The organism is Bacillus glycinifermentans, from assembly GCF_001042475.2.
Lineage (GTDB): Bacteria > Bacillota > Bacilli > Bacillales > Bacillaceae > Bacillus > Bacillus glycinifermentans.
Genome location: NZ_LECW02000020.1, coordinates 101,232 through 126,437 on the forward strand (window position 1 = coordinate 101,232; position 25,206 = coordinate 126,437).

Annotated in this window: 22 protein-coding genes, 2 pseudogenes and 1 riboswitch; of the genes and pseudogenes, 2 read left to right on the forward strand and 22 right to left on the reverse strand. The window is 49.5% G+C overall.

Annotation, left to right across the window (positions count from 1 at the left end):
- Positions 1 to 9 precede the first annotated feature (9 nt).
- From ligA to AB447_RS12170, 6 genes are all read right to left on the reverse strand, one after another.
- A complete protein-coding gene (gene ligA / locus AB447_RS12145; RefSeq protein WP_057957596.1) occupies positions 10 to 2,013 on the reverse strand; it encodes an NAD-dependent DNA ligase LigA in 2,004 nt (667 codons plus the stop codon).
- Between the two features lie 34 nt (positions 2,014 to 2,047).
- Complete coding sequence (gene pcrA, locus AB447_RS12150) at positions 2,048 to 4,264, reverse strand: DNA helicase PcrA (protein ID WP_048353998.1); 2,217 nt, start codon at positions 4,262 to 4,264, stop codon at positions 2,048 to 2,050.
- A gap of 58 nt (positions 4,265 to 4,322) precedes the next feature.
- Positions 4,323 to 5,009 carry a heptaprenylglyceryl phosphate synthase gene (gene pcrB, locus AB447_RS12155; RefSeq protein WP_048405837.1) on the reverse strand — a complete coding sequence of 229 codons (687 nt, stop codon included), beginning with the start codon at positions 5,007 to 5,009 and terminating at the stop codon, positions 4,323 to 4,325.
- Positions 5,010 to 5,153: 144 nt separating this feature from the next.
- Positions 5,154 to 5,456, reverse strand: a complete 303-nt coding sequence (locus tag AB447_RS12160) for a YerC/YecD family TrpR-related protein (RefSeq protein ID WP_048353935.1) — start codon at positions 5,454 to 5,456, stop codon at positions 5,154 to 5,156.
- A gap of 2 nt (positions 5,457 to 5,458) precedes the next feature.
- The gene (locus AB447_RS12165; protein WP_231592058.1) at positions 5,459 to 6,394 is read right to left on the reverse strand and encodes a DUF3048 domain-containing protein; all 936 of its coding nucleotides are present in this window, start codon (positions 6,392 to 6,394) and stop codon (positions 5,459 to 5,461) included.
- Positions 6,395 to 6,467: 73 nt separating this feature from the next.
- A complete protein-coding gene (locus AB447_RS12170) occupies positions 6,468 to 8,207 on the reverse strand; it encodes an adenine deaminase C-terminal domain-containing protein (protein ID WP_048353933.1) in 1,740 nt (579 codons plus the stop codon).
- Between the two features lie 124 nt (positions 8,208 to 8,331).
- On the opposite strand from AB447_RS12170, the gene AB447_RS12175 reads away from it, so the two are divergent.
- Positions 8,332 to 8,562: a YgaP family membrane protein gene (locus AB447_RS12175; RefSeq protein ID WP_048353932.1), complete on the forward strand. Its 231-nt coding sequence runs from the start codon at positions 8,332 to 8,334 to the stop codon at positions 8,560 to 8,562.
- 303 nt (positions 8,563 to 8,865) lie between these two features.
- Here the strand turns inward: AB447_RS12175 and AB447_RS12180 are convergent.
- Positions 8,866 to 10,081 (reverse strand): annotated as a pseudogene (locus AB447_RS12180) (cytochrome P450).
- A 202-nt stretch (positions 10,082 to 10,283) separates the two neighbouring features.
- Between AB447_RS12180 and AB447_RS26850 the strand changes: the two are divergent.
- Positions 10,284 to 10,799, forward strand: a pseudogene (locus tag AB447_RS26850) (TetR/AcrR family transcriptional regulator).
- Between the two features lie 46 nt (positions 10,800 to 10,845).
- Here AB447_RS26850 and purD read toward each other — a convergent pair.
- The 15 genes from purD to AB447_RS26275 form a co-directional block, all read right to left on the reverse strand.
- Entirely contained in the window at positions 10,846 to 12,114 is a 1,269-nt protein-coding gene (gene purD / locus AB447_RS12195) for a phosphoribosylamine--glycine ligase (protein ID WP_048405835.1), read from the reverse strand.
- 14 nt (positions 12,115 to 12,128) lie between these two features.
- The gene (gene purH / locus AB447_RS12200) at positions 12,129 to 13,667 is read right to left on the reverse strand and encodes a bifunctional phosphoribosylaminoimidazolecarboxamide formyltransferase/IMP cyclohydrolase (protein WP_057957588.1); all 1,539 of its coding nucleotides are present in this window, start codon (positions 13,665 to 13,667) and stop codon (positions 12,129 to 12,131) included.
- 11 nt (positions 13,668 to 13,678) lie between these two features.
- Positions 13,679 to 14,251 carry a phosphoribosylglycinamide formyltransferase gene (gene purN, locus AB447_RS12205; protein WP_048354868.1) on the reverse strand — a complete coding sequence of 191 codons (573 nt, stop codon included), beginning with the start codon at positions 14,249 to 14,251 and terminating at the stop codon, positions 13,679 to 13,681.
- Complete coding sequence (gene purM / locus AB447_RS12210; RefSeq protein WP_048354867.1) at positions 14,248 to 15,288, reverse strand: phosphoribosylformylglycinamidine cyclo-ligase; 1,041 nt, start codon at positions 15,286 to 15,288, stop codon at positions 14,248 to 14,250. Before purM ends, purN begins: the two co-directional genes overlap by 4 nt.
- A gap of 93 nt (positions 15,289 to 15,381) precedes the next feature.
- On the reverse strand, positions 15,382 to 16,812 hold the full coding sequence (gene purF, locus AB447_RS12215) for an amidophosphoribosyltransferase (RefSeq protein WP_048354866.1): 1,431 nt from the start codon (positions 16,810 to 16,812) through the stop codon (positions 15,382 to 15,384).
- Entirely contained in the window at positions 16,788 to 19,016 is a 2,229-nt protein-coding gene (gene purL / locus AB447_RS12220; RefSeq protein ID WP_048405834.1) for a phosphoribosylformylglycinamidine synthase subunit PurL, read from the reverse strand. The genes purF and purL overlap by 25 nt, the downstream gene beginning before the upstream one ends.
- The gene (gene purQ / locus AB447_RS12225; protein WP_048354865.1) at positions 19,000 to 19,683 is read right to left on the reverse strand and encodes a phosphoribosylformylglycinamidine synthase subunit PurQ; all 684 of its coding nucleotides are present in this window, start codon (positions 19,681 to 19,683) and stop codon (positions 19,000 to 19,002) included. The genes purL and purQ overlap by 17 nt, the downstream gene beginning before the upstream one ends.
- Positions 19,680 to 19,934: a phosphoribosylformylglycinamidine synthase subunit PurS gene (gene purS, locus AB447_RS12230; RefSeq protein ID WP_046130445.1), complete on the reverse strand. Its 255-nt coding sequence runs from the start codon at positions 19,932 to 19,934 to the stop codon at positions 19,680 to 19,682. The genes purQ and purS overlap by 4 nt, the downstream gene beginning before the upstream one ends.
- 1 nt (position 19,935) lies before the next feature.
- Positions 19,936 to 20,652, reverse strand: a complete 717-nt coding sequence (gene purC, locus AB447_RS12235; RefSeq protein WP_048354864.1) for a phosphoribosylaminoimidazolesuccinocarboxamide synthase — start codon at positions 20,650 to 20,652, stop codon at positions 19,936 to 19,938.
- A 75-nt stretch (positions 20,653 to 20,727) separates the two neighbouring features.
- The gene (purB, locus tag AB447_RS12240; RefSeq protein WP_048354863.1) at positions 20,728 to 22,023 is read right to left on the reverse strand and encodes an adenylosuccinate lyase; all 1,296 of its coding nucleotides are present in this window, start codon (positions 22,021 to 22,023) and stop codon (positions 20,728 to 20,730) included.
- The gene (gene purK / locus AB447_RS12245) at positions 22,020 to 23,162 is read right to left on the reverse strand and encodes a 5-(carboxyamino)imidazole ribonucleotide synthase (protein ID WP_048354862.1); all 1,143 of its coding nucleotides are present in this window, start codon (positions 23,160 to 23,162) and stop codon (positions 22,020 to 22,022) included. Before purK ends, purB begins: the two co-directional genes overlap by 4 nt.
- Positions 23,155 to 23,643, reverse strand: a complete 489-nt coding sequence (gene purE / locus AB447_RS12250; protein WP_048354861.1) for a 5-(carboxyamino)imidazole ribonucleotide mutase — start codon at positions 23,641 to 23,643, stop codon at positions 23,155 to 23,157. The genes purK and purE overlap by 8 nt, the downstream gene beginning before the upstream one ends.
- A gap of 134 nt (positions 23,644 to 23,777) precedes the next feature.
- Positions 23,778 to 23,879: riboswitch (purine riboswitch) on the reverse strand.
- A 78-nt stretch (positions 23,880 to 23,957) separates the two neighbouring features.
- A complete protein-coding gene (locus AB447_RS12255) occupies positions 23,958 to 24,155 on the reverse strand; it encodes an NETI motif-containing protein (RefSeq protein ID WP_048354860.1) in 198 nt (65 codons plus the stop codon).
- On the reverse strand, positions 24,155 to 24,676 hold the full coding sequence (locus AB447_RS12260; protein WP_096892210.1) for a DUF2179 domain-containing protein: 522 nt from the start codon (positions 24,674 to 24,676) through the stop codon (positions 24,155 to 24,157). The genes AB447_RS12255 and AB447_RS12260 overlap by 1 nt, the downstream gene beginning before the upstream one ends.
- A 251-nt stretch (positions 24,677 to 24,927) precedes the next feature.
- Positions 24,928 to 25,098 carry a hypothetical protein gene (locus AB447_RS26275; protein WP_172796345.1) on the reverse strand — a complete coding sequence of 57 codons (171 nt, stop codon included), beginning with the start codon at positions 25,096 to 25,098 and terminating at the stop codon, positions 24,928 to 24,930.
- Between the last annotated feature and the right edge of the window lie 108 nt (positions 25,099 to 25,206).

The following is a 25,206-nucleotide window of genomic DNA, read 5'->3' on the forward strand; positions in this document are numbered from 1 at the left end:
ACACTCCTCTTATTTCTTTAGCTCTCTGATCAATCTTGCTTCATCCCATACTTCGATGTTAAGCTCTTCAGCTTTGGCCAGTTTGCTGCCTGCTGCTTCGCCGGCAATGACAAGATCGGTTTTTTTGCTTACGCTGCCTGTGATTTTTCCCCCGAGCGCTTCGATTTCCGCTTTCGCGTCGTTACGCGACATTTCGCTGAGCTTTCCGGTCAGCACGATCGTTTTTCCTGCAAAGTAGGAGTCGCTGTCTTCGGCTTTTACTTGTTTCGGGCCTGTATACACCATGTTCACGCCAAGCTGTTCAAGCTCATCCAAAAGTTTGAGCATCTCTTCTTTTTCAAAATAGGTGACGATCGCATCAGCCATCTTTTCGCCGATTTCGTCGACTTCCAGCAATTCTTCTTTTGATGCTGTTTTGAGGCGGTCAATCGTCTCAAAGTGCATCGCGAGCGTTTTTGCCGCTTTCTCTCCGATAAAGCGGATGCCGAGGCCGAAAAGAAGCCGCTCCAACGAGTTTTCCTTCGATTTTTCGATCGATTGAAGCAGGTTGTCGGTCGATTTTTCTCCCATTCGTTCGAGGTTGATGAGCTGCTCCCGCGTCAGCTTGTAAAGATCGGCGACATTCTTGACCAAATCCTCGCGGAACAGCTGGGTGATGACGCGCTCTCCAAGCCCTTCAATATTCATCGCATTGCGGGAGACGAAGTGAATCAGCCCTTCCCTGATCTGGGCCGGACATTCCGGATTGATGCAGCGCAGAGCGACTTCTCCTTCGATTCTGACGAGTTCGCTTCCGCATTCAGGGCATTCGTCAGGCATGCTGAATTCCTTTTCTTCGCCTGTCCGCTGTTCGACGAGCACATTGACAACCTCGGGGATGATGTCTCCCGCTTTTTTGATGACGACTTTGTCATACAGCCGGATATCCTTCTCCTTAATTAAATCTTCGTTATGAAGGGAAGCCCTTTGGACCGTCGTTCCCGCCACTTTTACGGGCTCAAGAATCGCCGTCGGCGTTACGACGCCGGTGCGGCCGACGCTTAATTCGATGTCCAAAAGCTTTGTCACGACCTCTTCGGCCGGAAACTTGTAGGCAATCGCCCAGCGCGGGCTTTTCGCCGTAAATCCGAGCTCTTCCTGCTGATCAAGGGAATCGACTTTAATGACGATGCCGTCGATTTCATACGGAAGATCGGCCCGCTTTGTTTTCAGCTCGTCAACGATCTCGATTACCTCTTCGATTGTGCTGCATTTTTTTCGTTCATGATTCGTTTTAAAGCCGAGTTCATCAAGAAAATCAAGACCCCGGCTTTGCGTTTCGACGCCCATTTCGTCAAGCTCCGCTATACTGTAGACGAAAATATCGAGGTTTCGTTTCGCGGCAATTTTCGGGTCAAGCTGTCTCAATGAGCCGGCGGCCGCATTCCGCGGGTTTGCAAACGGCTCTTCCCCCCGCTCAAGCCGCGCTTCGTTCAGCAGTTCAAAGGAGCGCTTCGGCATATAAGCCTCCCCGCGCACCTCAATCGACAGGCTCCGCTTCATTTTAAGAGGGATGTTTCTGATCGTCTTCAAGTTTTCGGTAATATCCTCGCCCGTCGTTCCGTCTCCCCTTGTCGCACCTCTGACAAATACCCCGTTCTCATAACGAAGCGAAACAGCAAGACCGTCGATTTTGAGCTCGACGTTGTACTCGACGTCTCCGACCGATTGGCGGACCCTTCGGTCAAAGTCGCGCAGATCCTCTTCATTAAACGCATTGCCGAGACTCAGCATGGGCGTTTTGTGCTGCACCTTTTGAAAAGCGTCCAAAACGGCCCCGCCGACGCGCTGTGAAGGCGAATCAGGCGTTTTCAGATCCGGGTGCTCCTCTTCAATCGAAATGAGCTCCTTCATCAGTTTGTCATATTCGGAATCCGGCACACTCGGATCGTCAAGCGTGTGATATTCGTAGTTGTATTTGTTGATCAATGCATGCAGTTGTTCCACACGTCGTTTAGCTGCTTCTTTTTCCATCGATTTCGTCCTTTCATCCTGAGGTCTTTTGCCATTATTGCTTTTCAATTGGCGCAAAGGCCGCGAGCAGACGTTTCACTCCGATTGGACTCGGAAAGGCGATGTCAAGCTCAGTCGATTCACCTGCCCCTTTCACGCTGACGACCGTGCCTGTGCCCCATTTTTTATGAGAGGCTTTGTCTCCGACGGCCCAGTCGATTCCGTCGCCGCCCGTTTTGGTGTAAGCCGTCGCCGGACGGGTGACGGGCGCTTTCCGCTCCTGTTTTCGTCCGAACGGAGATGCCGTATTCTTCTTCTCGTTTAGATTGTCCAATAATTCTTCCGGTATTTCCGCGATGAATCGCGATTCCGGATTCATATTCGTTCTGCCGAACAGCGTCCGCATCCGCGCGTTCGTTAAATAGAGCTCTTCCTCAGCCCGCGTAATCCCGACATAGGCGAGCCTCCGCTCCTCTTCCATTTCCGCTTCCTCCATCAGGGAACGGCTGTGCGGGAAGACCCCTTCTTCAAGCCCCATCAGAAAGACGACCGGAAATTCGAGTCCTTTAGCAGCGTGAAGCGTCATCAAGATGACGGCATCTTTATTACCGGATTCCTCTTCCTGCTGATCAAGCTGATCGATATCGGCGATGAGCGCAAGGTCCGTCAAAAAGGAGACGAGCGATTTATCTTCGCTTTGCTGCTCAAAGTTTTTCGTCACTGACAAAAACTCGTCGATATTCTCTAATCGGCTCTGGGCTTCGAGCGTTTTCTCCGCCTTCAGCATGTCGCGGTATTCGGTTTTTTCGAGGATTTCTTCAGTCAGTTCTGTGACGGATAAGTATTCCTGCATATTCGTCAAGTTTTCGATCATCTGCCTGAAATCGTCAAGGGCGTTGGCCGCTTTCGCGCTGAGGCCGATAAAGTCGACCTGGCCGAGCGCTTCAAACAGAGACAGCCCGTTCATGTCCGCGTATGCCGCGATTTTATCGACGGAAGTCGCACCGACGCCGCGCTTCGGCACATTGACGATTCTCGCAAAGCTGATATCGTCATCCGGATTTGCGACAAGCCGCAGGTAGGCGAGAATGTCTTTAATTTCCTTCCGGTCATAGAACTTCGTGCCGCCGACGATGTTGTAATTGATGTTCGCTTTCATCAGCGTTTCCTCAATGACGCGGGACTGGGCGTTTGTCCGGTATAAAATCGCGATATCGGAGTAGGAGCGCTTGCCGGATTGGACGAGCTCCCTGATTTTTCCGGCCACAAATTGCCCTTCGCCAAATTCGTTGTCCCCCCTGAAATAGGAGATCTTCGCCCCTTCGTCATTTTCGGTCCACAGGTTTTTCGGCTTTCTGTTCGAGTTGTTTTTGATCACTTCGTTGGCCGCGTTCAAGATCCGCTGCGTCGATCTGTAGTTTTGCTCCAGCAAAATGACGCTTGCGTTCGGGTAGTCTTTTTCAAAAGACAGGATGTTGGCGATGTCCGCTCCGCGCCATCTGTAAATCGACTGGTCCGAGTCCCCGACGACGCAGATGTTTTGGAAGCGCTGCGCCATTTTTTTGACGAGCAAATACTGTGCCCTGTTCGTATCCTGATACTCATCGACATGAATGTATTGAAATTTGCGCTGATAGTATTCAAGCACTTCAGGCACCCTCTCAAACAGACGGATCGTCGTCATGATCAAGTCGTCAAAATCGAGAGACTGGTTTTTCTGCAGTTTTTTTTGATAATCTTTGTAGACGTCGCTGACAACCTGCTCAAAAAAGCCGCCCGCTGTTTTCTCGTATTCCTCAGGGTCGATCAGTTCGTTTTTCGCGCCGCTGATGGAGCCGAGAATGCTCCGCGGGTCAAACTTATTCGGATCGATGTTTCTTTCCTTCAAGATTCCTTTAATGACAGAAAGCTGATCTGACGTATCAAGAATCGAGAAATTGCGGTTGATCCCGATCCGGTCGATGTCCCTCCGCAAAATTCTCACGCACATGCTGTGGAAAGTCGAAATCCAAATGTCATCCGCACCTGGTCCGAGAATGCTTTCCACGCGGTCTTTCATCTCTCTCGCCGCTTTGTTCGTAAACGTGATCGCGAGAATGTTCCACGGAGCAACGCGCTTTTCCGCCATCAAATACGCGATCCGATGGGTCAAAACCCGCGTTTTTCCGCTTCCCGCGCCGGCCATGATCAAAAGCGGCCCTTCCGTTGTTTTGACCGCTTCCTGCTGTACGTTATTTAATCCATTCAATAATTGGTCGCTAATATAATTCAATCCGTTCACCGCCTCTTCAAACATATGTTCTATTATAAACCAATCCGGTTTGTTCCGCTTATTTTTTTACGGCGTCCACCGTTTTCAGCGCTTGTCCGAAATCTTCGTAAATCGCGTTCCCGACAACGACGACGTCGGCGTATTCGGCCATTTTTGCAGCTGTTTCGGGATCTGAAATGCCGCCGCCGTAGAATAAAACCGTATCGGTCAAAACGGCCTTCGTTTCCTTCACCGTCTCGACATCCCCGAGCATTCCGCTGTATTCCAGATAAAAGACCGGCATCGAAAAGAGCTTTTCCGCCAGCCGCCCATAGGCTTTGATGTCTTCGAGCCCAATCTCTGCATCAGCATCTGTCAAAGCCGCCGCCTTGCAGTCCGGGTTTAAAATGCAGTAGCCTTCGACGATGATCTCTTCAGGAGACATCAGCTCGCCGTATTCTTTCATCGCTTCTTTATGTAAGCCGACGATCCAGTCGGGGTTTTTGCTGTTCAGTACGGTCGGGATAAAATAGAGGTCAAATCCCGGCACGATCGCATCAATCGCGGATACTTCAAGGACGCACGGCACTAAAAAACGCCGGACTTTCGACATCAGCCGGAGCACATCATCCTCTGTGATGTTGTCGCTTCCGCCGATCAGAATCGCATCCGTTCCCGATTCGCACAGCTGCTCGAGCTGTTCGTCCGTTATCTCTTTATTTGGATCGAGTTTAAAGACGTGCTTCCACTCGGTAATATCGTACATAAAAAAAGCTCCTCCAATCGTTCTTGCCATTTAAATATTATAACAAATTCATCCCTGTTGGAAAAACGGATAACGAAGAAAGTAAGAGTGGAAATTTTGGACATAAAAAACCGCCGGGCTTAAGGAGCCAGGCGGTTTGAAAGATCATTCGGATTCTTGTTCTTTTACACGGTCCAGCGCCATAATATAGGCGTCATTTCCGTAATTCAGGCAGCGTTTTACCCTGGAAATGGTCGCAGTGCTCGCTCCGGTTTCCGTTTCAATTTTGTGGTACGTGTTGCCGTCGCGGAGCATTCTGGCGACTTCGAGCCGCTGAGCCAGCGATTGTATTTCATTTATCGTACACAGATCATCGAAAAAACGGTAGCATTCTTCGAGATCTCTCAATGATAGGATAGATTGAAAAAGCTGGTCGAGCTCTCTCCCGCGCAATTTATCGATCTGCATCGTTACACACCTTCTCCTTTGCTAATAGAAACCTTGCTGAGATCGGGAATGATGTTGATCCACGTTTTTCCCGGAACGAAAGGAACGTTTTTTCCGTCCTTTACCGGCACCAGCCGGCCGCCTTCGTTCTTCCAATCGACTTGATGGACTTCCCCGTTTTGCAGAAGCAGTCCTTGTCCGCCTGAACGCAGGTCGACATCCCTTCTCCCGTAGGCATCTTTGATTCGATGTTCGGCTTCCACTATTAGTATATTTTGAAGAATGATCGGTTCTTCTGTTTCAAGGTCTGTTGTCAGCATGCCGTCTGACATTCTTATATAACCGTCAACCTTTTTATCATAACCAAAATCTACTTGGTTTGTAACGTTTTTTGTCCCGTAATCCAACCGGATGCGGTAAGGCGTCCCTGATGTTGGACGGGCTTTTTTAAACGTATAAGGTTCTACGGCGGTTTTCATGGAGTATCCTTTGTCAGCGGCTGCTTTGTTAATATTTTCAAATGAAGTATACGAGTTATGGGGCGCCTCCCGGAAGTCCGCTCTCCAAAACAGACTGCCGTCATAATCCATTCCGTTGATATGATCCGCTGCACCGTTTTCAAGCCGTTTTTTTGCACCCGGACTCCAGCCGTGATGCACCAGTATGCCGTCAAAACCGAGAGCCAGATCAACGAAATACTCTCTGGCGCTTCTGACGGGACCTGCGGTTTCAGGCATTTCGCTTTGAAAAATCGCCAAAAATCTTGTGATCGGTCCTTCGCTCAAACTCTCAATCACGATGTCTGCCTTGCTTAACCCCGACTGCGGCCTTGCCTTTGGATGATTGTTCACCACAACGGCGAGCGGCCGCTTGCGAATCTCTCCATCCGCTTTCATTCCCGTCAGCGGATAGATATTCTGCACATTCTGTTCATTGCTTATCCCGCATGACACCAGCATTGCGGCACAGGCTATGGACAGCAGTACTCTCACATATCGATTGATCATACATTAGCTCCCGCTCTTTTATATTTTAACGCATTATCGATGGAAAGAGTACAGTTTTTTTCATGACATCAAAGATCCCTTTCGGCGTCACCCTGATGTAGGGAAGATGGGTGCTTTGGAGAAACAGCAGGGTATAGACAGGATCGCTGAACATGTATCCTCTTTCAAAAAGAAGGTCTTTCAGCGCGCTTTCCCGTTCAAGCACCTTCTGAAACGCCTCTTTTGACGCCCCGCCGCTTAAATGAAGAGGAATTTCGTGGAGGATTTTTCCGTTTTCGGCTAATACGATGCCTCCGCCGATTTCCTTCATTCGCTCAAAGGCCAGCAGCATGTCATCTTTATTTTTCCCGATTGCAATAATGTCTCCCGTCGTCGAATATGAGCTGACAAATCCTTGCACACGTGTGGCAAAGCCTTTCAGCATCGTATTGACCCGCCATCTGCCGTTTTTGTCGAACAGGGCGAGATAGCTTTCATCATGATCAAACGAGAGCTGGTTGACGGAGTTGTCAATCTCAATCGTATAAGGCTCCATGATGACGGCATTCCTCATCTTCAATCCGAGCGGCATGGAAAACTGCAAATCATCCATCGTTAGATCATATGAAAGGTTCAGAGGGACAAGACCGCCTTTTTTCCAGTCCGTCTCTCTAAACAGCTCCATGTCCGCTCCGTCAGATTTCAAGATCCGGCCTTTCGCAAGCACCGTCACCGGAGCCGGATTTTCAGGGCTTTCCAATATGTTCAATGTCGCATATCTGCCCGGTGCGACGACGCCGAGAAGGTCTTCAAGCTGATAGTATTTCGCAATATTGAAAGAGGCCATATTATAAGCGTCGATCGCCGGAACGCCCTCTTCAAGAGCGATTGAAATGAGCTTGTTTGTCATGCCTTCCTTATAAAAATTCGGCGTTGCGCCGTCCGTCGTGTAGAACAAGTGGTCGTAATGGCGGAATCCCTCTTCATGAAGGTCGCGCAGGATCGTTCTGAGATCAGGGCGTATCGAAGAATGCCTTAACCCGGCATAATAGCCCAGCTCAAGCCGCTTCAATACTTCCTTTCCCGTCATGGCTTCATGATCGGCATCTGCGCCGAAAAGCTTCATTTTTGTTAGCGTTTTCTCGGATGCGCCCGGAAAATGGCCTTCGATCCGTTTCCGCCTTCTTTTCGTGCATTGCATGCAGTGCAGGATTAAGTCATCTCCGTCCAAAAGGCGCGGCCAGCCCGTCATTTCTCCGCCCTGAATCACGTCAGGGTGCTCGCCCCAGTGCTTCCGGTAGTCGATCGAAAGAATCCGGTCTTCGTCAGGCACCTCTGTCTGTAAATCATACCTTGACCACCAATAGTAGTGAACAGGCTGTTTTTTCAGCTCCTCCAAAATAGAAAACGCTTTCTTTTTTCCGCAATGCAAAAGCAGGAACAGGTTGTCGTTGACGAATGTCGTCGTTCCAAACTGTGACACATATTCGGCCAATGTTTGGGGATTATAAATTTGAAAAGGATGGGCATGCGGCTCAATATACCCGGGTACAATGTATTTTCCTTCACAATCTATGGTAGTTTTAACGGCCGTTTTCGGAAGATCGCGGCCGACATAAACGATTCTGTCACGATGAATCCATACGTTTGCAGAGATCCATTGCTTTAAATAAGGGTTCAATACGTTTGCATTTCGTAAAAGGAGCGTTGGGAGCAGCCTTGAACTTACAACATCAACTTGTGATCTGATGTCTTTGTTTTTCCAAATTAAGGTGCGTTCGAACATTCACATACTCTCCTTTACATGTAATGACCCTATGTTAACACATTTACTATTGTCACGCATTACCAATCCGTTACAATTTTTCGAAAACACAATTATTTAATTATTTAAATCGGAGGAATCAATGATGAAACAAAACATCGGACTGTTTGACGCCGTATTTCGCATTGCGTGCGGACTGACGATCCTGTCGGCGGCAGCGGCAAAGTTTACGAGAAAACCGTGGTGCAGAATGACGCTTTTGTGCATGTTTATGGGGGCGCTCAAAACCGCTTCCGGCATTTTACGATTTTGTCCCATGACGTATGTCTGCCAAACGTATATGAAACCGCAGGGAGAGACTGGCGAACAATCATAAAAAGCACCTTTTGGGTGCTTTTTTGCATTGAATAGCGTCATTTTTGCAAATGCTCTCTTATACAGTCTTCACATAAAATCAAGCCGTTGCTCTCCAAAAACCTTTTGACATGGGTGATTCCTGATAATCCGACGGGTTTGTCCATGTAATAAAATGTCTCGTCTTTTGATATTTGTTTTTTACACTTTTTGCAGGTTACATGACTCATCTGCTTTCTCCTTCCCTATCACTGTCTTCATAAAATGTTACTAAAGGTTGGACGGTTTTTCCACCGACAACAAAAAAGCACCATTTCAGGTGCTTTTAAAATGAATATGGCGCCGTTTTCCCTGCTGACTTCACCCGCAGACGAAAATGTTTTAAACCATACATACTGCTGTCGGCCATCGGCACGATCGCAAGCTTTTCCATCGAGGAATACTGCTTGAGGAGCGCCTCAAGAGCGATCGCTGCTTCCAGCCTCGCGAGCGGGGCGCCTAAGCAGAAGTGGATGCCGTGGCCAAATCCGATATGCGGGTTCGGATGGCGGTGAATATCAAATTCGTGCGCCCTCTCAAATTTCGCTTCATCACGGTTGGCGGATGCAAGGAAAGCGACCACACCTTCTCCTTTTTTCAAGCTCACTCCTCTGATTTCGGTATCCTGTTTAACGAAGCGCACGATCATCGGTGCGACGGCTTCCTCGGGTGGCCTGCGGAATCAGTTCAGGATGCCCGGCGAGCTCATCATACGCACCCGGTGTTTCGAGAATGCTGTAGACCGCATTTGAAACCAAATTCGTCGTCGTTTCATTCCCCGCCATCAAGAGCAGATTGCAAAACGGAACCAATTCATCAGGGGAAAGCTTGCCCCCTTCTTGTTCTGCTTTGATCAAAAGCGAAATCAGGTCATTGCCGAGGTTTTGTCTTTTCTCTTCAATCATCTTTTCAAAAAATCCAGTCAGTTCTTCTTCGCCTTGATCCCTGATGTTTTTCCGCTCGTTCACATCTTCCGGCCGATCGCTCTTCGGCAGGCTGACCAACAGGTCGGACCATTCTTTGAAATGATGCTTATACACTGAAGGAACGCCGAGCAATTCCGAAATGACAATGACGGGCAACGGATATGAAAAATCCTGTACAAGGTCGATCTCTTCCCTGCCGCGGACATCAGCGAGCAGTTCATTCGTCAGTTCGCGAATGCTCGGCTCCCACTCTTTCATGACGCGCGGTGTAAAAGCCCTGTTGACGATCGATCTGATTCTCGTATGTTTCGGCGGATCCATGCTGATCATCGTTTTCGCAAACGTATTGCCAGTTCCAACCTGAGGGAATTGATTTGAAAAAAAGTCTTTGTCGCTGATCACTCTTTTGACATCATCATAACGGAACACACTCCACACTTTACTGTCTTCATCATAATGAATCGGTGATTCGGTGCGCATTTTTTCATACCATGGAAACGGATCATACGGGTCTTGTCTGTTCTTTCCGTTAATCAGCGCTTTCTGAATGGGGTTCTGCTGTTTTGCTTGACTCATTCACTTTCACTCCTTCGGTTGCTTGTCAGCTGATTCATGAAGTTTAATATGTTAGTTTTAAATTAAAAGATTCCACCTGGCCATTCAACCAACAAATGGAAAATAAGTGTCGAAAAAGTGTTTTGAGGAGGCGGCTGAAGTGGCTGACAGCTACCGAGGGGACAAGCGGATCACAAAATCGAAAACAAACTAAAAAAAAGCCTTGTTTGAACTGCTTGCTGAAAAAGAATGGGGAAAAATCTCTGTGCAGGATATTACGCAACGGGCAAACTTGAACCGAACGACATTTTATCAGCATTATCAAGATAAATACGATTTGCTTCATTAAAATATGAGAGACATGTTTGAAGCGATGAAAGAGGATATCTTTTCGCCGCTTGATATAGATTGCAGCGGGGAAAAGCATGAAGCGTACTGGTATGTGCTGCGCTTTTATCAGCATTTGCAACAGAACTGCGGTGATTTTACGATTATCATCAATAGAAGATATGAGCTGAACATTAAGGAGCTGCTCAATGATTTTTGGAATGACAGCTTTTTGACGGGAATCAAAAAAACGGCAGCTTCTGATACTGACCGCTCAGTGCCTCTTGATATCCAGCGGCGGTTTGTGATTTCCGCCTTTGCGGGGACAGCCGCATGGTGGCTTGAAAACGGCATGCCTTTTCCGCCCGAATTGATGGCTGAATCGATGATCAAGATGATCCAAAAAAATTGACTGCAAAAAAGAGACAAAACGGATGCTCCGCTCTGTCTCTCCATCGTTATTTCTGCGCTGCCTTGAGCGCACGCGCGCCGATATCCGTCCGGTAAAACATCCCCGGTTTTCTTACTCGTTCCACCGCTTGATAGGCTGCTTCCCTTGCCCCATCAAACGTCTCTGCAAACGCTGTGACATTGGCGACGCGGCCGCCGTTTGTCACAAACTGATCGCCGCTTTTTTTCGTGCCTGCGTGAAAGACGACGGTCTGTTCCATGTCATGCTTAAGCATGCCGATCGGCGTGCCTTTTTCATAGCTTTCCGGATAGCCTTCAGATGCAAGAACAACGGTGAATGCCGCCGTATCCTTCCATTTCAGCTCTACTTCGCGCTCTTCCAACAGATCAAGCATCACTTGCACAAGGTCTGATTCAAGGCGCGGGAGGACGACCTGTGTTTCCGGATCTCCGAATCTGGCGTTGAATTCGATCACTTTCGTACCTTTTTCCGTCAGCATTAAGCCGGCGTATAAGACGCCTGTAAACGAACGGTCTTCTTTGACCATCGCCTGTGCGGCAGGCTCTAAAATCGTTTTGACGGCATCCTGGACGACCTCTTCAGAAATCTGCGGAACCGGCGAATAAGCGCCCATGCCGCCCGTATTCGGGCCCTTGTCTCCGTCAAATGCCCGCTTATGGTCCTGGGCGATTACCATCGGATACACCTTTTCACCCTTAACAAAAGCCATCAGCGAAAACTCTTCACCGCTTAAAAACTCTTCGATCACGACGGAAGCGCTGGCTTCGCCGAACTTTTCATCTTCGAGAAAATCGTGCAGACATTGAATCGCTTCTTCATCCGTCATTGCGACGGTCACGCCTTTTCCGGCGGCGAGGCCGTCCGCTTTGATGACGATCGGCGCGCCTTTTTCTTCGACATACGCTTTTGCATTTTCAAAGGATGTAAATGTTTCGTATTCTGCCGTCGGGATCTGATATTTCTTCATCAGATCTTTCGCGAACTGCTTGCTGCCTTCGATCACCGCGGCTTTGGCGGATGGACCGAACACCGGGAGCCCCGCTTTTTCAAACTCGTCGACAAGACCCTCGATCAAAGGAACCTCAGGACCGACGATCGTCAGTCCGATGTTGTTTTCCTTTGCGAACGCAAGAAGTCCCTCATGGTTTCCTTCATCAAGATCAACGAGCACGGCCGTTTTCGCCATTCCGTCATTGCCCGGCGCCGCATATACGGTATCGACAAGCGGGCTTTGCGCCGCCTTCCAGGCCAGTGTGTGCTCTCTGCCGCCTCTACCGATAATCAATACGTTCACGCTGTTTCCTCCCCTTAATGTTTGAAGTGGCGGATTCCGGTGAAGACCATGGCAATGCCGTATTCATCCGCTTTTTTAATCGAATCTTCATCACGAACCGAGCCGCCCGGCTGGATGATTGCGATAATGCCCGCTTTTGCGGCTTCCTCGACCGTGTCAGGCATCGGGAAGAACGCGTCAGATCCAAGCGCGCTGCCCTTCGCTTTTTCGCCGGCCTGTTCGATCGCGATTTTGGCGGAGCCTACGCGGTTCATCTGCCCTGCGCCGACGCCGATCGTCATATCGTCTTTTGCCAGGACAATCGCATTCGATTTGACGTGCTTCACGACTTTCCAAGCGAGTTTCAGGTCTGCCCATTCCTGTTCGGTCGGCTCCCTTTTCGTCGGTATCGTAATCTCGGCATCGTCAAAACCGTGCAAGTCCAAGTCCTGGATCAACAAACCGCCTTGAACGGATGTCAGCTGTTTTTCGCTTTTCACAGGCTGATTGACATCAAGCGTCAAGAGACGAAGGTTTTTCTTGGATGTTAAAATATCAAGCGCTTCTTGACTGAATGATGGCGCGATAATGATTTCCAAAAAGATCTGGTGAAGAGCTTCGGCAGTCGCTTTGTCAACTTCACGGTTGAGCGCGATAATGCCGCCGAAAATCGACGTTTCGTCAGCGGCGTATGCTTTGTTAAACGCCTCTTCGATCGTGTTGCCCGTCCCGACGCCGCAAGGGTTCATGTGCTTGACGGCAGCCGCAGCCGGCTCTGTGAACTCGCGGACGATTTGAAGTGCCGCATCCGCGTCTTTGATGTTGTTATAGGAGAGCTCTTTTCCGTGCAGCTGTTCAGCTGAAGCGATTGACCCTTTGACAGGGAGCGCGCTTTGATAAAAGACTGCTTCCTGATGCGGATTTTCGCCGTAGCGGAGCGATTGTTTTTTCTCAAACGTGACGGTGAACTGTTCAGGCTCTTTTTCACCGGTTACGTTTGTTAAGTAGTCAGCGATCAACGCGTCATAAGCTGCCGTGTGGCGGAATACTTTTGCCGCGAGGCCGCGTTTTTTCTCAAGGGATACCCCGCCAGCTTCTTTGATTTCGTTCAGCACCGGCTCGTAGTCTTGAGGGTCGACGATGACGACGACATCCTGATGGTTTTTCGCGGCGGCGCGAAGCATGCCCGGTCCGCCGATATCGATGTTTTCAATCGCTTCTTCGTATGTGACGCCTTCCTTTGAAATCGTTTCTTTAAACGGATAAAGGTTGACAACGACGAGGTCGATCGGCTGGATGCCTTGTTCATCGAGCTGAGCCATATGTTTTTCATTGCCGCGGACAGCAAGAAGTCCGCCGTGGATGTTCGGGTGAAGGGTTTTCAGCCGTCCGTCCATGATTTCCGGAAAGCCCGTCACTTCAGAAATGCCGATGACGTCTACACCGCTTTCCTGAAGCAGTTTTTTTGTGCCGCCTGTAGAAATTACTTCAACGCCAAGCTCTGTCAGCTCTTTTACAAAAGGGACAATATTCGTTTTATCAGATACGCTGATTAATGCGCGTTTGATCGTCATTCTTTTTCACCTCAGTCATTTAGTTCAAGAAGCTCTTTGATTACGTCGGGATAAAGCTCGTGTTCCAATTTGTGAATCTTTTCTTCAAGGGATTCCAATGTCTCGTTCTGATCAAGCTGGAGTGCGCGCTGCGCGATAATCGGTCCGGTGTCCATGCCTTCGTCAACATAGTGAACCGTGATGCCTGCCACTTTCACGCCTGCTCTGTACGCTTGTCCGATCGCGTCGATGCCGGGGAACGCCGGAAGGAGCGACGGATGGATGTTAACGATTTTGTTCCGGTATGCCGACAGCAGCGTATCGCCGATCAGCCTCATATACCCCGCCAAGACAATCCATTCCGCTCCGTGGAGGCGGAGCTGTTCAACAATCACCTGTTCAAAAGCCGCTTTATTTTCGAATGATTTCGGCTGGAATGCAAACGACGCGATTCCGGCTTTTTCCGCCCTATCAAGCACTTTCGCATCGGGCTTGTCACAGACGACAAGGACGATTTCGGCATCCCAGTTCTCTTCTCTCATTCTTCTCTCGATCGCTTCAAAATTCGTTCCGCTTCCTGATGCAAATACCGCGAATTTTCTCATGAAAGACCGGCACCGCCAAACACAACGCCGCTTCCGGCTTTCACTCTACCGATAAGATAGGCTTTTTCACCTTTGTTTTCGAGCGTTTGAATCACGTCTGTCATATCCTCTTCTTTTACCGCAAGGACAAAGCCGATTCCCATATTGAAAACATTGAACATTTCCTCGGATTTGAGGCCGCCTTTCTCCTGAATGAACGGAAAGATAGGAGGGACGGGCCATGAGCCGATGTCGATTTCAACTCCAAGGCCATCAGGCATCATGCGCGGCAGGTTTTCGATAAAGCCGCCGCCGGTCACGTGCGCCATGCCGGCGATTTTGCCTGATTTCACCGCTTCAAGGACAGGTTTGACATAAATTTTCGTCGGCTCTAAAAGCTCTTCGCCAAGAGGCCGTTCAAAAGGTGTATACGTCACATCAAGGTTCAGACCGGCATCTTCAAGAAGAACTTTCCGAACGAGAGAGAAGCCGTTGCTGTGAAGTCCGCTTGAAGAAAGTCCGATTAAGAGATGTCCTTCGCTGATGTTTTCGCCCGTGACGATGCCATCTTTTTCAGCAGCTCCGACCGAGAACCCGGCAATATCGTATTCATTCTCTGTATAAAGACCAGGCATTTCCGCCGTTTCTCCGCCGACAAGCGCTGATCCCGACTGTACGCAGCCTTCTGCGACGCCTTTTACAATCTCTTCAATTTTGACGGGATCAGCTTTTCCGACCGCAAGGTAATCGAGGAAGAAAAGCGGCTCCGCTCCTTGAGCGAGCACATCATTGACACACATAGCGACGGCATCGATGCCGATCGTGTCATGCTTGTCCATCGCAAAAGCGAGCTTTAGCTTTGTGCCGACGCCGTCCGTTCCCGAAATCAGAACCGGCTGTTTGTACGGCAGTTCCGACAGGTCAAACATGCCGCCAAATCCGCCAAGACCGCCCATTGCGCCGATTCGCTTCGTTCTTTCCACATGTTTTTTCATCCGTTTTACGGCTTCATATCCGGCTTCAATATCAACCCCGGCGTTTTTATAGCTTTCAGACAACACAATCACTCCTTATTCCGCGCTTGTCCATTTTTTCAATTTCAAAAGAGCAGCATATCATGAGGCTGCCCTTTATTCGTTTTACAAGATACTTTATTTTGTCAATACGGCTTCTTTCACATGCGGGAGAACGGTATCCTGATAAATTTCAGTCGGGTATTTTCCTGTAAAGCAAGCCATGCACTGGCCGCGGTTTTCGCCTTCATACTGTCTTCCGATCCCGGAAAGGAGCCCTTCAATGCTCAAGAATGACAATGTATCGGCGCCGATTTCCTGACGGATTTCTTCCACTGAATGAGAGGAAGCGATCAGTTCTTCGTGCGTCGATGTGTCAATTCCGTAAAAGCACGGATGGGCAATAGGCGGGGAACTGATTCTGACGTGCACTTCCGTCGCTCCGGCTTCGCGCAGCATCGTCACAATCCTGCGGCTCGTCGTGCCTCTTACAATGGAATCGTCCACCATGACGACGCGCTTGCCTTCGACGACTCCGCGGACGGCTGACAGCTTCATCCTGACGCCTTGCTCCCTGAGAGACTGCGACGGCTGGATAAAGGTTCTGCCGACATAGCGGTTTTTGATCAGTCCGAGTTCATACGGAATACCTGTCGCTTCGGCGTAGCCGATCGCCGCGGAAATGCTCGAATCAGGAACGCCCGTGACAACGTCCGCTTCAACGCCGGATTCTTCGGCGAGCTTTTTGCCGAGGTTCTTTCTCGCGCTGTGTACGTTGATGCCGTTGATGTTGCTGTCAGGTCTTGAGAAATAAATATATTCCATGCTGCAGATGGAGCGGTTAATATTGATCGAGAAACGCTCTGATTTCATGCCTTCATCACTGATGATCAGCATCTCGCCCGGTTCTACATCGCGCAAATACGTCGCGCCCACCACATCAAAAGCGCACGTTTCGGAAGCGACGACGTATGCATCGCCAAGCATGGCGACCGACAGCGGTCTCAGCCCGTTCGGGTCAAGCGCCACGATCATTTCCTTTTCCGTCATGATCAGGAAAGCATAAGCGCCTTTCAGCATGGAAAGAGCATTTTTGATCTGATCTTTCAACTCGAAATGGCCGCTTCGTTTAATTAAATGTGCAAGCACTTCCGTATCTGACGATGTTTGAAAAATGCTGCCCTGGTTTTCGAGCTGCTGTTTCAGCTGGGTCGCGTTCACCAGATTTCCGTTGTGCGCAAGCGCCAGGCTGCCGTTGTTTTGCGAATGGAAAAGGAACGGCTGAACGTTTTCGAAACCGCCGCCGCCCGCCGTAGCATAGCGGACGTGGCCGATCGCCCCTTTTCCTTTCACCTTTTCGAGCTCGCCGTTTTGGAAAACTTCGGTAATCAGCCCCTGGCCTTTGTGGGCAGACATGTTTTTGCCGTCTGTCGCCACGATGCCGGCGCCTTCCTGCCCCCTGTGCTGGAGGCTGTGGAGGCCGTAATACGTAATTTGCGGTGCTTCTTCATGCCCCCAAATCCCAAATACGCCGCATTCTTCGTTTAAGCCTTTGATTTCAGCAAGCATGGGATAGCTCCTTTCCATGCGCTTTTAAGCTCTTTTGTCTGCGCATGAATCCATTGTTTTCCTTCCTCGCTTTGAACCGTAAGCATGTTGTCTGATGTTACTTCACCGATAAGGTTGGCATCTTTGACGAGCTTTTCGAAAGCTTCTCGATTGCTTTTTTTGACAGAAACGATAAACCGTGATTGTGTTTCGCTGAATAATAATGCCGGTTCGCCCGGAAGCGTCACATTGGCGCCAAGTCCTTCAGCAGACATTGCGCTTTCAGCAAGCGCAACGCCGAGGCCGCCTTCTGACACATCGTGCGCCGATTGGACCAAACCGGAGCGGATCGCTTGAAGAAGGGCTTTTTGCCGCGCCTCTTCGACTTCAAGATCGATCGCCGGCGCTTTTCCATAGATTTTTCCTTCTGTAAGCTTTTGCAGCTCGCTGCCCGCAAATTCAGGAAGCGTCTCTCCGATCACATAGATCAAATCCCCCGCTGCTTTAAACTGCTGCGTCGTGATGTGGTTCGTGTCTTCGATCAGTCCGACCATACCGATGACAGGCGTCGGATAGATCGCGTTTCCGTTCGATTCGTTGTAAAGGGATACGTTGCCGCCGATAACCGGGGTGCCCAGTACGCTGCATGCCTCGCTGATGCCGTCGGCCGCCTTTTCAATCTGCCAGAAAATCTCCGGCTTTTCCGGATTTCCGAAGTTCAGGTTGTCCGTGACCGCAAGCGGCTCTGCACCGGAGCAAACGATGTTGCGCGCAGCCTCGGCAACGGCGATTTTTCCGCCGATTTCCGGATCGAGGTACAAATAGCGGGCATTGCAGTCGGTCGTCATCGCGAGCGCTTTTTTCGTGCCGCGTATTCTGAGAACCCCCGCATCAGAGCCCGGCGCAACTACCGTATTCGTCCGCACCATGTAGTCGTATTGGTCATAGACCCATTCCTTGCTGGCGATCGTCGGCTGCTGCAATAGACTGAGAAGCGTTTCTTTCGCATCATCCACCTTTGGTGCAGGGACGTCTGTTTCAAGGAATTCTTTGTAATATGCCGGAACCTTGGACGGCTTGTGGTAAACAGGCGCATCTTCCGCCAGTGCATCGACCGGAAGCTCGGCGACGATTTCGCCTTTGTGGAACAGGCGCAGCATTTTGTCATCTGTTACGCGTCCGACGGCAACCGCTTCAAGATCGTATTTGTCAAAAATATCGATGATTTCCTGTTCGCGGCCGCGCTCGATCACTAAAAGCATCCGCTCCTGAGACTCTGAAAGCATCATTTCGTACGGCGTCATTCCCGTTTCCCGCTGAGGGATCAAGTCAAGGTTCATTTCAATTCCGGAGCCGGCTTTTGAAGCCATCTCCGCGCTTGAACTTGTCAAACCGGCCGCGCCCATATCCTGAATGCCGACAAGGGCATCGGATTTGATCACTTCGAGACACGCTTCAAGCAGAAGCTTCTCCATGAAAGGATCGCCGACTTGAACCGCTGAGCGCTTTTCTTCTGAAGCATCAGACATTTCCTCTGATGCGAACGTTGCGCCGTGGATGCCGTCGCGCCCCGTTTTCGCGCCGACGTACATGACGGTGTTGCCGACGCCTTTCGCCTGCCCTTTTTTAATATCTTCATGGTTGATCAGCCCGACGCACATTGCATTGACGAGAGGGTTGCCTTCATAGCAGCTGTCAAACTGCACTTCGCCGCCGACGGTCGGGATTCCGATGCAGTTGCCGTATCCGGCAATGCCTGCGACTACTTCTTCAAACAAGTACTTCACGCGCGGTGAAGTGAGTTCGCCGAACCGAAGAGAGTTTAAGACAGCAATCGGCCGCGCACCCATTGAGAAGACATCGCGGATGATGCCGCCTACACCTGTTGCAGCTCCTTGATACGGTTCAATCGCCGACGGGTGGTTGTGCGATTCGATTTTGAACACGACCGCCTGATTGTCGCCGATGTCGACGATCCCCGCGCCTTCTCCGGGACCTTGAAGGACGCGTTCGCCTTTCGTCGGGAACTTGCGCAGGATCGGCTTCGAATTTTTGTAGCTGCAATGCTCTGACCACATCACCGAAAAAACCCCGATTTCCGTATAGTTTGGAAGCCTTCCGAGAATCGATTCGATCATGGCGAACTCGTCATCGCTGACGCCCATTTGCTGATAGAGTTTCTCTTCTTTAATTTGTTCTTTACTTGGTTCAAGCAGTAGCGACATGAGTTTCCCTCCAATTTTTCACGATGGACTGAAATAGTTTGAGACCGTCGGCGCTTCCGAGCAGAGTGTCGACTGCGCGCTCAGGATGAGGCATCATGCCCAGTACATTGCCTTTTTCATTTACGACGCCTGCAATGTCGGCGACGCTTCCGTTGATGTTGGTTCCATATGTGAACGCAATCTGGTTGTTTTCTTTCAGCCTGAGAAGCGTTTCTTCGTCACAATAGAAGTTTCCTTCACCGTGGGCAACCGGAATCGTAATCGATTCGCCTGCAGCATAAGAAGACGTGAACATGGTTTCATTGTTTTTGACGATCAGTTCGACAGGACGGCAAATAAATTTCAAGTCTTTGTTGCGTCTCATCGCGCCCGGCAATAATCCGAGCTCCTGCAAAATTTGAAATCCGTTGCAGACGCCGAGTACAGGCTTTCCTTCTTCGGCTGCTTTTTTGACGGCCGGCATGATGTTTGCAAAGCGGGCGATCGCGCCGCATCTTAAGTAATCGCCGTACGAAAAGCCCCCTGGAATCAAAACGCCGTCATACTCATCAAGACTTGTTTCCGTGTGCCAGACGTATTCCGCTTCTTCGCCGAGTGAATCTTTGATGGCGTGGAACATGTCGATATCGCAGTTAGAGCCCGGTAACACAATCACCGCAAATTTCACTGTGCGACAACCTCCTCGACTTCGTATCTGTAGTCTTCAATCACCGTATTTGCCAGAAGCTTTTCACACATTTCTTTGACCAAAACGTCAAGGTCGCGGTCTGATTTTTCGATTGTAAGCTCCATGTATTTGCCGATGCGGACTTCCTGGACTTCTTTGTAAGACATGCTGTGCAAAGCATGCTGGACAGCGCTCCCCTGTGGATCTAGGACACTTTCTTTCAAGCTGACATAAACTTTCACTTTGTACATATTACATGCCTCCAAGTCTTTTGAATATTTCTTCGTACGCATCTGTCAATCCGCCTAAATTCCGTCTGAACACGTCTTTATCAAGCTTTTCATTCGTTTCTTTATCCCACAGACGGCACGTATCCGGCGAAATTTCGTCGGCTAGCAGCACGCGGCCGTTTGCATCAAGCCCGAACTCAAGCTTGAAATCTATCAATCTGACACCGATCGCCGCGAAAATCTGCTGCAGCTCTTCGTTGACCTGTCTTGTGATCGATTTGATGGTTTCCACCTGATCGGGTTCAGCCGCCTGCAAAATCCAAATATGGTCTTCTGTGATCAGCGGGTCGCCGAGCGAGTCGTCTTTATAGTAAAACTCGATGAGCGGTTGCCTGAGCTCTGTGCCTTCAGGAATGCCGAGCCGTTTGGACATGCTCCCCGCAACGACATTGCGGACGACGACTTCAAGCGGGATGATTTTTACTTTTTTGATAAGCTGTTCGGTTTCAGATACCCGCTTCACGAAGTGGTTTCCGATTCCCTTCTCATGAAGCCTCGTGAAAATCATGCTGGAAATTTCATTATTCAAGCGGCCTTTTCCGTCGATTTCGGCCTTTTTTTCTCCGTTAAAGGCCGTTGCAGAATCCTTGTACTCGACAAACAAAATATCGTCATCATTCGTAAGAAAAATCTTTTTCGCTTTTCCTTCGTATAAAAGTTCATTTTTCGCAATATTCACAGAAGGCCTCCTAACCCGAATGTTGGAAATATTTCATCTCTTATTCTCCCGCCTGAATAGGGCGGGAGGTTCATGTTATGCCAAACCTAAGCGCTCAAAAATGAAGTCGACGTTTTTCAAATGATAATTGTAGTCGAAACAGTCGGCGATTTGTTCAGAGGTGAGACGCGACGTAATGTTTTCCTCGGCTTCGACAAGCTGGCGGAACGGCACCTGCTTCTCCCATGCCTCCATCGCTTTCGGCTGTACTGTGTCATACGCTTCCTCGCGTGTCATGCCGCTGTCGATCAGAGCAAGCAGGACGCGCTGTGAATAGATCAGTCCGAGCGTGCGGTCCATGTTGCGCTTCATGTTTTCAGGGAACACGGTCAGGTTCTTCACGATGTTGCCGAAGCGGTTCAGCATGTAGTTCAGCGCAATCGTCGCATCAGGCAGAATGATGCGTTCAGCTGAAGAATGGGAAATATCGCGTTCGTGCCAAAGCGGTACATTTTCGTAAGCCGTCAGCATGTAGCCGCGGATGACGCGCGCCATTCCCGTCATGTTTTCAGAGCCGATCGGATTCCGCTTATGAGGCATCGCTGATGAGCCTTTCTGGCCTTTTGCGAAATATTCTTCAACCTCGCGCGTTTCGCTTTTTTGCAGCCCGCGGATTTCAACGGCAAATTTTTCGATGCTCGTTGCGATCAGGGCAATTGCCGCCATATAATCGGCGTGTCTGTCGCGCTGCAGCGTCTGTGTGGAAATCGGCGCCGGTTTTAAGCCGAGCTTTTCGCATACGTACTTCTCGACGAAAGGATCGATGTTTGCGTATGTTCCTACAGCACCGGAAATTTTTCCGACTTCGATGCCTTCCTTTGCCTGTTTGAAGCGCTCCAGGTTGCGCTTCATTTCTTCGTACCAAAGGGCAAGCTTTAAGCCGAATGTCGTCGGCTCTGCATGCACTCCGTGTGTTCGTCCCATCATGACCGTATATTTATGTTCTTTTGCTTTTTCTTTTAGGATGTCAATAAATCTCTCAAGGTCCTTGAGCAGGATGTCGTTGGCCTGCTTTAATAGATAGGAAAGAGCGGTATCGACAACGTCCGTTGACGTCAGACCGTAGTGAACCCATTTTCTTTCTTCGCCGAGCGTTTCAGACACGGCGCGGGTAAAGGCGACAACATCGTGGCGCGTGTCTTTCTCGATTTCTAAAATGCGGTCGATATCAAATGACGCGTTTTGGCGCAAAACCTTGACGTCTTCTTTAGGAATGACGCCAAGCTCCGCCCATGCTTCACATGCCAAAATTTCGACTTCAAGCCATGCCTGAAACCTGTTTTCATCCGTCCAAATCGCGGCCATTTCCGGTCTTGAATAACGTTCGATCATTGTTCTCTTCCTCCATCTCTTTCAGTCCACTTTTCAGTCATCTGCTGAATCCAATGCTGATCAGGTTTTCTCATAAATGTAATATGCCCCATTTTGCGGCCGGGTTTTACTTCATGTTTTCCGTAAATATATAGCTTCGCTTCTTTCAGCAGCTCAGGCTCTTCCTGAACCATGTACACTTCATCGCCGAGAAGATTCACCATCATTCCTTCTTTGAGAAGGTCTGTTTTGCCGAGCGGCAATCCGCAGACGGCGCGGATATGCTGTTCAAACTGGCTTGTTTCGCAAAGATCAAGCGTGTAATGGCCCGAGTTATGAGGGCGCGGCGCAAGTTCATTGACGAGCAGCCCGCCGTCTTCCGTAAGGAAAAGCTCAACGGCCAGCGTTCCGACGAGCCGAAGCTTTTCGGCGAGCCGGACGGCGAGGTCAGCCGCTTTTTCCTGAATCGCCTCATCGGCTCTCGCCGGGACGATGCTTTGAAACAAAATGTTGTGTTTATGAATATTTTCAGCAGCCGGAAATACGGCGGTTTCACCGTTCACCGATCTCGTCACGATGACGGACAGCTCCATTTTAAAATGCACCCAGCTTTCCAAAATGCACGTTCCATGCTCTAGGAGCGCTGCTGCTTCTCCGATCTGGGCTTTTTCCTTGATCACATACTGCCCTTTTCCGTCGTATCCGCCGCGGCACGTCTTCAGCACCGCCGGAAGCCCGAGCTCTGACAAAGACGCTTCAAGCTCTGTGCGGTCATGAATGATTCTGTACGGCGCCACCCTGCAGCCGGCTGATTCGATCGCTTTTTTCTCCGTCTCCCTGTTTTGGGTCAACAGCAAAAGCTCGCTTCCCTGCGGCAGGTAAGCATTCTCTTTTAGCCAGTTCAAGGCGTCATAGTCGATGTTTTCAAATTCATAGGTGATGACATCGCTCGCTTCCGCCAGCTTTTCGATCGCTTCTTGATCATTGTAGGCCGCTGTGATTTCAAGGTCCGCCACCTGTCCGCACGGCGAGGAAGGAACGGGATCAACGACCGCTACGCGATAGCCCATTTGCTTTGCGGCGACAGCCATCATTTTGCCGAGCTGGCCGCCTCCGATGATACCGATTGTCGCACCAGGAAAAATCGTTTGTTTATCCAAGCTGATCACTGCTTTCCAACACGGTTTGTCTGATCGTTTCCCTTCGTTCGCTCAAAATGCGGGCTATTTTTTCATCAAACGCGGAAAGGATTTGCGCCGCCAGCAGCCCCGCATTGACGGCTCCTGCTTTTCCGATCGCAACGGTAGCCACCGGAACGCCGCCAGGCATTTGGACGATCGATAAAAGCGAGTCAAGTCCGTTCAGCGCTTTTGACTGCACCGGAACGCCGATGACAGGCAGCGTCGTTTTGGACGCGACCATTCCGGGCAGATGGGCGGCGCCCCCCGCTCCGGCAATGATCACTTTCAAGCCCCTTTCCCGCGCCGTTTCGGCATAATCAAACATAAGATCAGGCGTCCGATGAGCGGAAACAACCTTTTTCTCAAATGGAATCTTTAATTCTTCTAGTATGTCGCAAGCATGCTTCATCGTTTCCCAGTCTGATGTGCTTCCCATAATAACACCTGCAAGAGGCTGCATTTGATTGTCCCACCTTTAGCTGTAATTCATCGCAAACAAAAAGCCCGGCTTTGTATTGCATTTTAGGAAGCAACACAAACCGGGCATGGCGCGTTAATCGTCAGTCGTCCGCTTCTCGCGATTTCCATGTCAGTTTATTGTCCACTTTCCTGCATAGTCCGATGATTTACGGTCATCGGGTAGAGACTTATGGGCCATATTCCCAAGATTATATGAGGTCGTGTTTTCATGTCATGTTTATCTTAACAACGGACTTCCATAATGTCAACGACATTATCGAACAATACTATTTTTTATTGTTTTAATGTTCGGTTTTAGGTCAATTTCCCTTCAAATATAATTTTCCTTCCGCACGGAACAACCTGAATCGTTCCATTTTCCTCCGTTTCTTTAAACACCGGCTCCTCCATCCGGCGCACCGGCGTATATCCTTCTTTCTGCATGCGGCTCAACACGGCGTCGATCGTTTCGCCTTCAGCCACTTCAAAGCGTTTTTTCTTCGGCTTTGTCATTATTCTTTAATTCTCCTTTTCTTAACGGCCTTCACCCAGAAGCCGCCGTGGATCGTTTTCGGTTCGTAGGAAACGATAAAGGCTTTTGAGTCGATCGATTTGATCGTCTCGTACAATTGCAGTTCATACTTTCTCGGCGTCAAAATCTGCATCGCCGTTCTGTCGCCTTCAAGTCCGCCGACGACCCAGTGAGTGACGCCGTACCCTTTTTCGCGGAGCTGTTTCGGAAGATCCAAATCGAGCTCCTTCGTAATCGCGTTTACCATAATATATCCGAGCGCAAGTTTTTCTTCGATTTTCGTGCCTACGATAATTCCGATTCCAAATCCCATCGCATAGGCGATCACGTTTTGGACTTGATTTAAATTATCTAAAACCAGCCCAAGTCCGACGACGTAGACCAGCATTTCGATCGTACCGATAAAAGCGGCCAAATACCGCTGACCTTTCAATGTCAGTATCATTCGAAGGGTTAAAAATGTTACATATATAATATTGATAACCAGAATAATGCCAACCATACTCACAGCGTGGATAAATGCCGTGTGAAGCAACTCCAATCCCTCCTTTAGATGCAGAAGCAATCATATTCTACTAGAGAAATTCCGCATATACAATCCTGTAATGTCCTTGCTTCACCGCAAAATTTTTCGACAATCCGACATCGCGTTCCAATTATGATCAGTTTACCCTTTTTAGAGAAGTTTCAAAGCTTGTGAAACAACAAAAAAAGGCGTTTTGCAAAACGCCCTGGCCTGTGCCGTTATCATGCTTACGGCCGCTTTTTTGTATGATGTTCCGTTACTGAACGGTGCACCTTTTCAAGATCAGTCAGCGTATATGCCGATAAATCGTTTGGATTGTCTATCCGTCCTGACTTCACGATCTGTCTGATGAGCCATTTCTTTTTTTCATGAATGGCTTTGCGGAGAAAATTGGCCATTGATCACTCCCCCCGATCCGAACTGACATGTGTTTTTATATTATACTTATTATTCTTATGAGTCAACTCGGATTTTATGATCAAAAAAGCCGGTTCAACATGTGAACC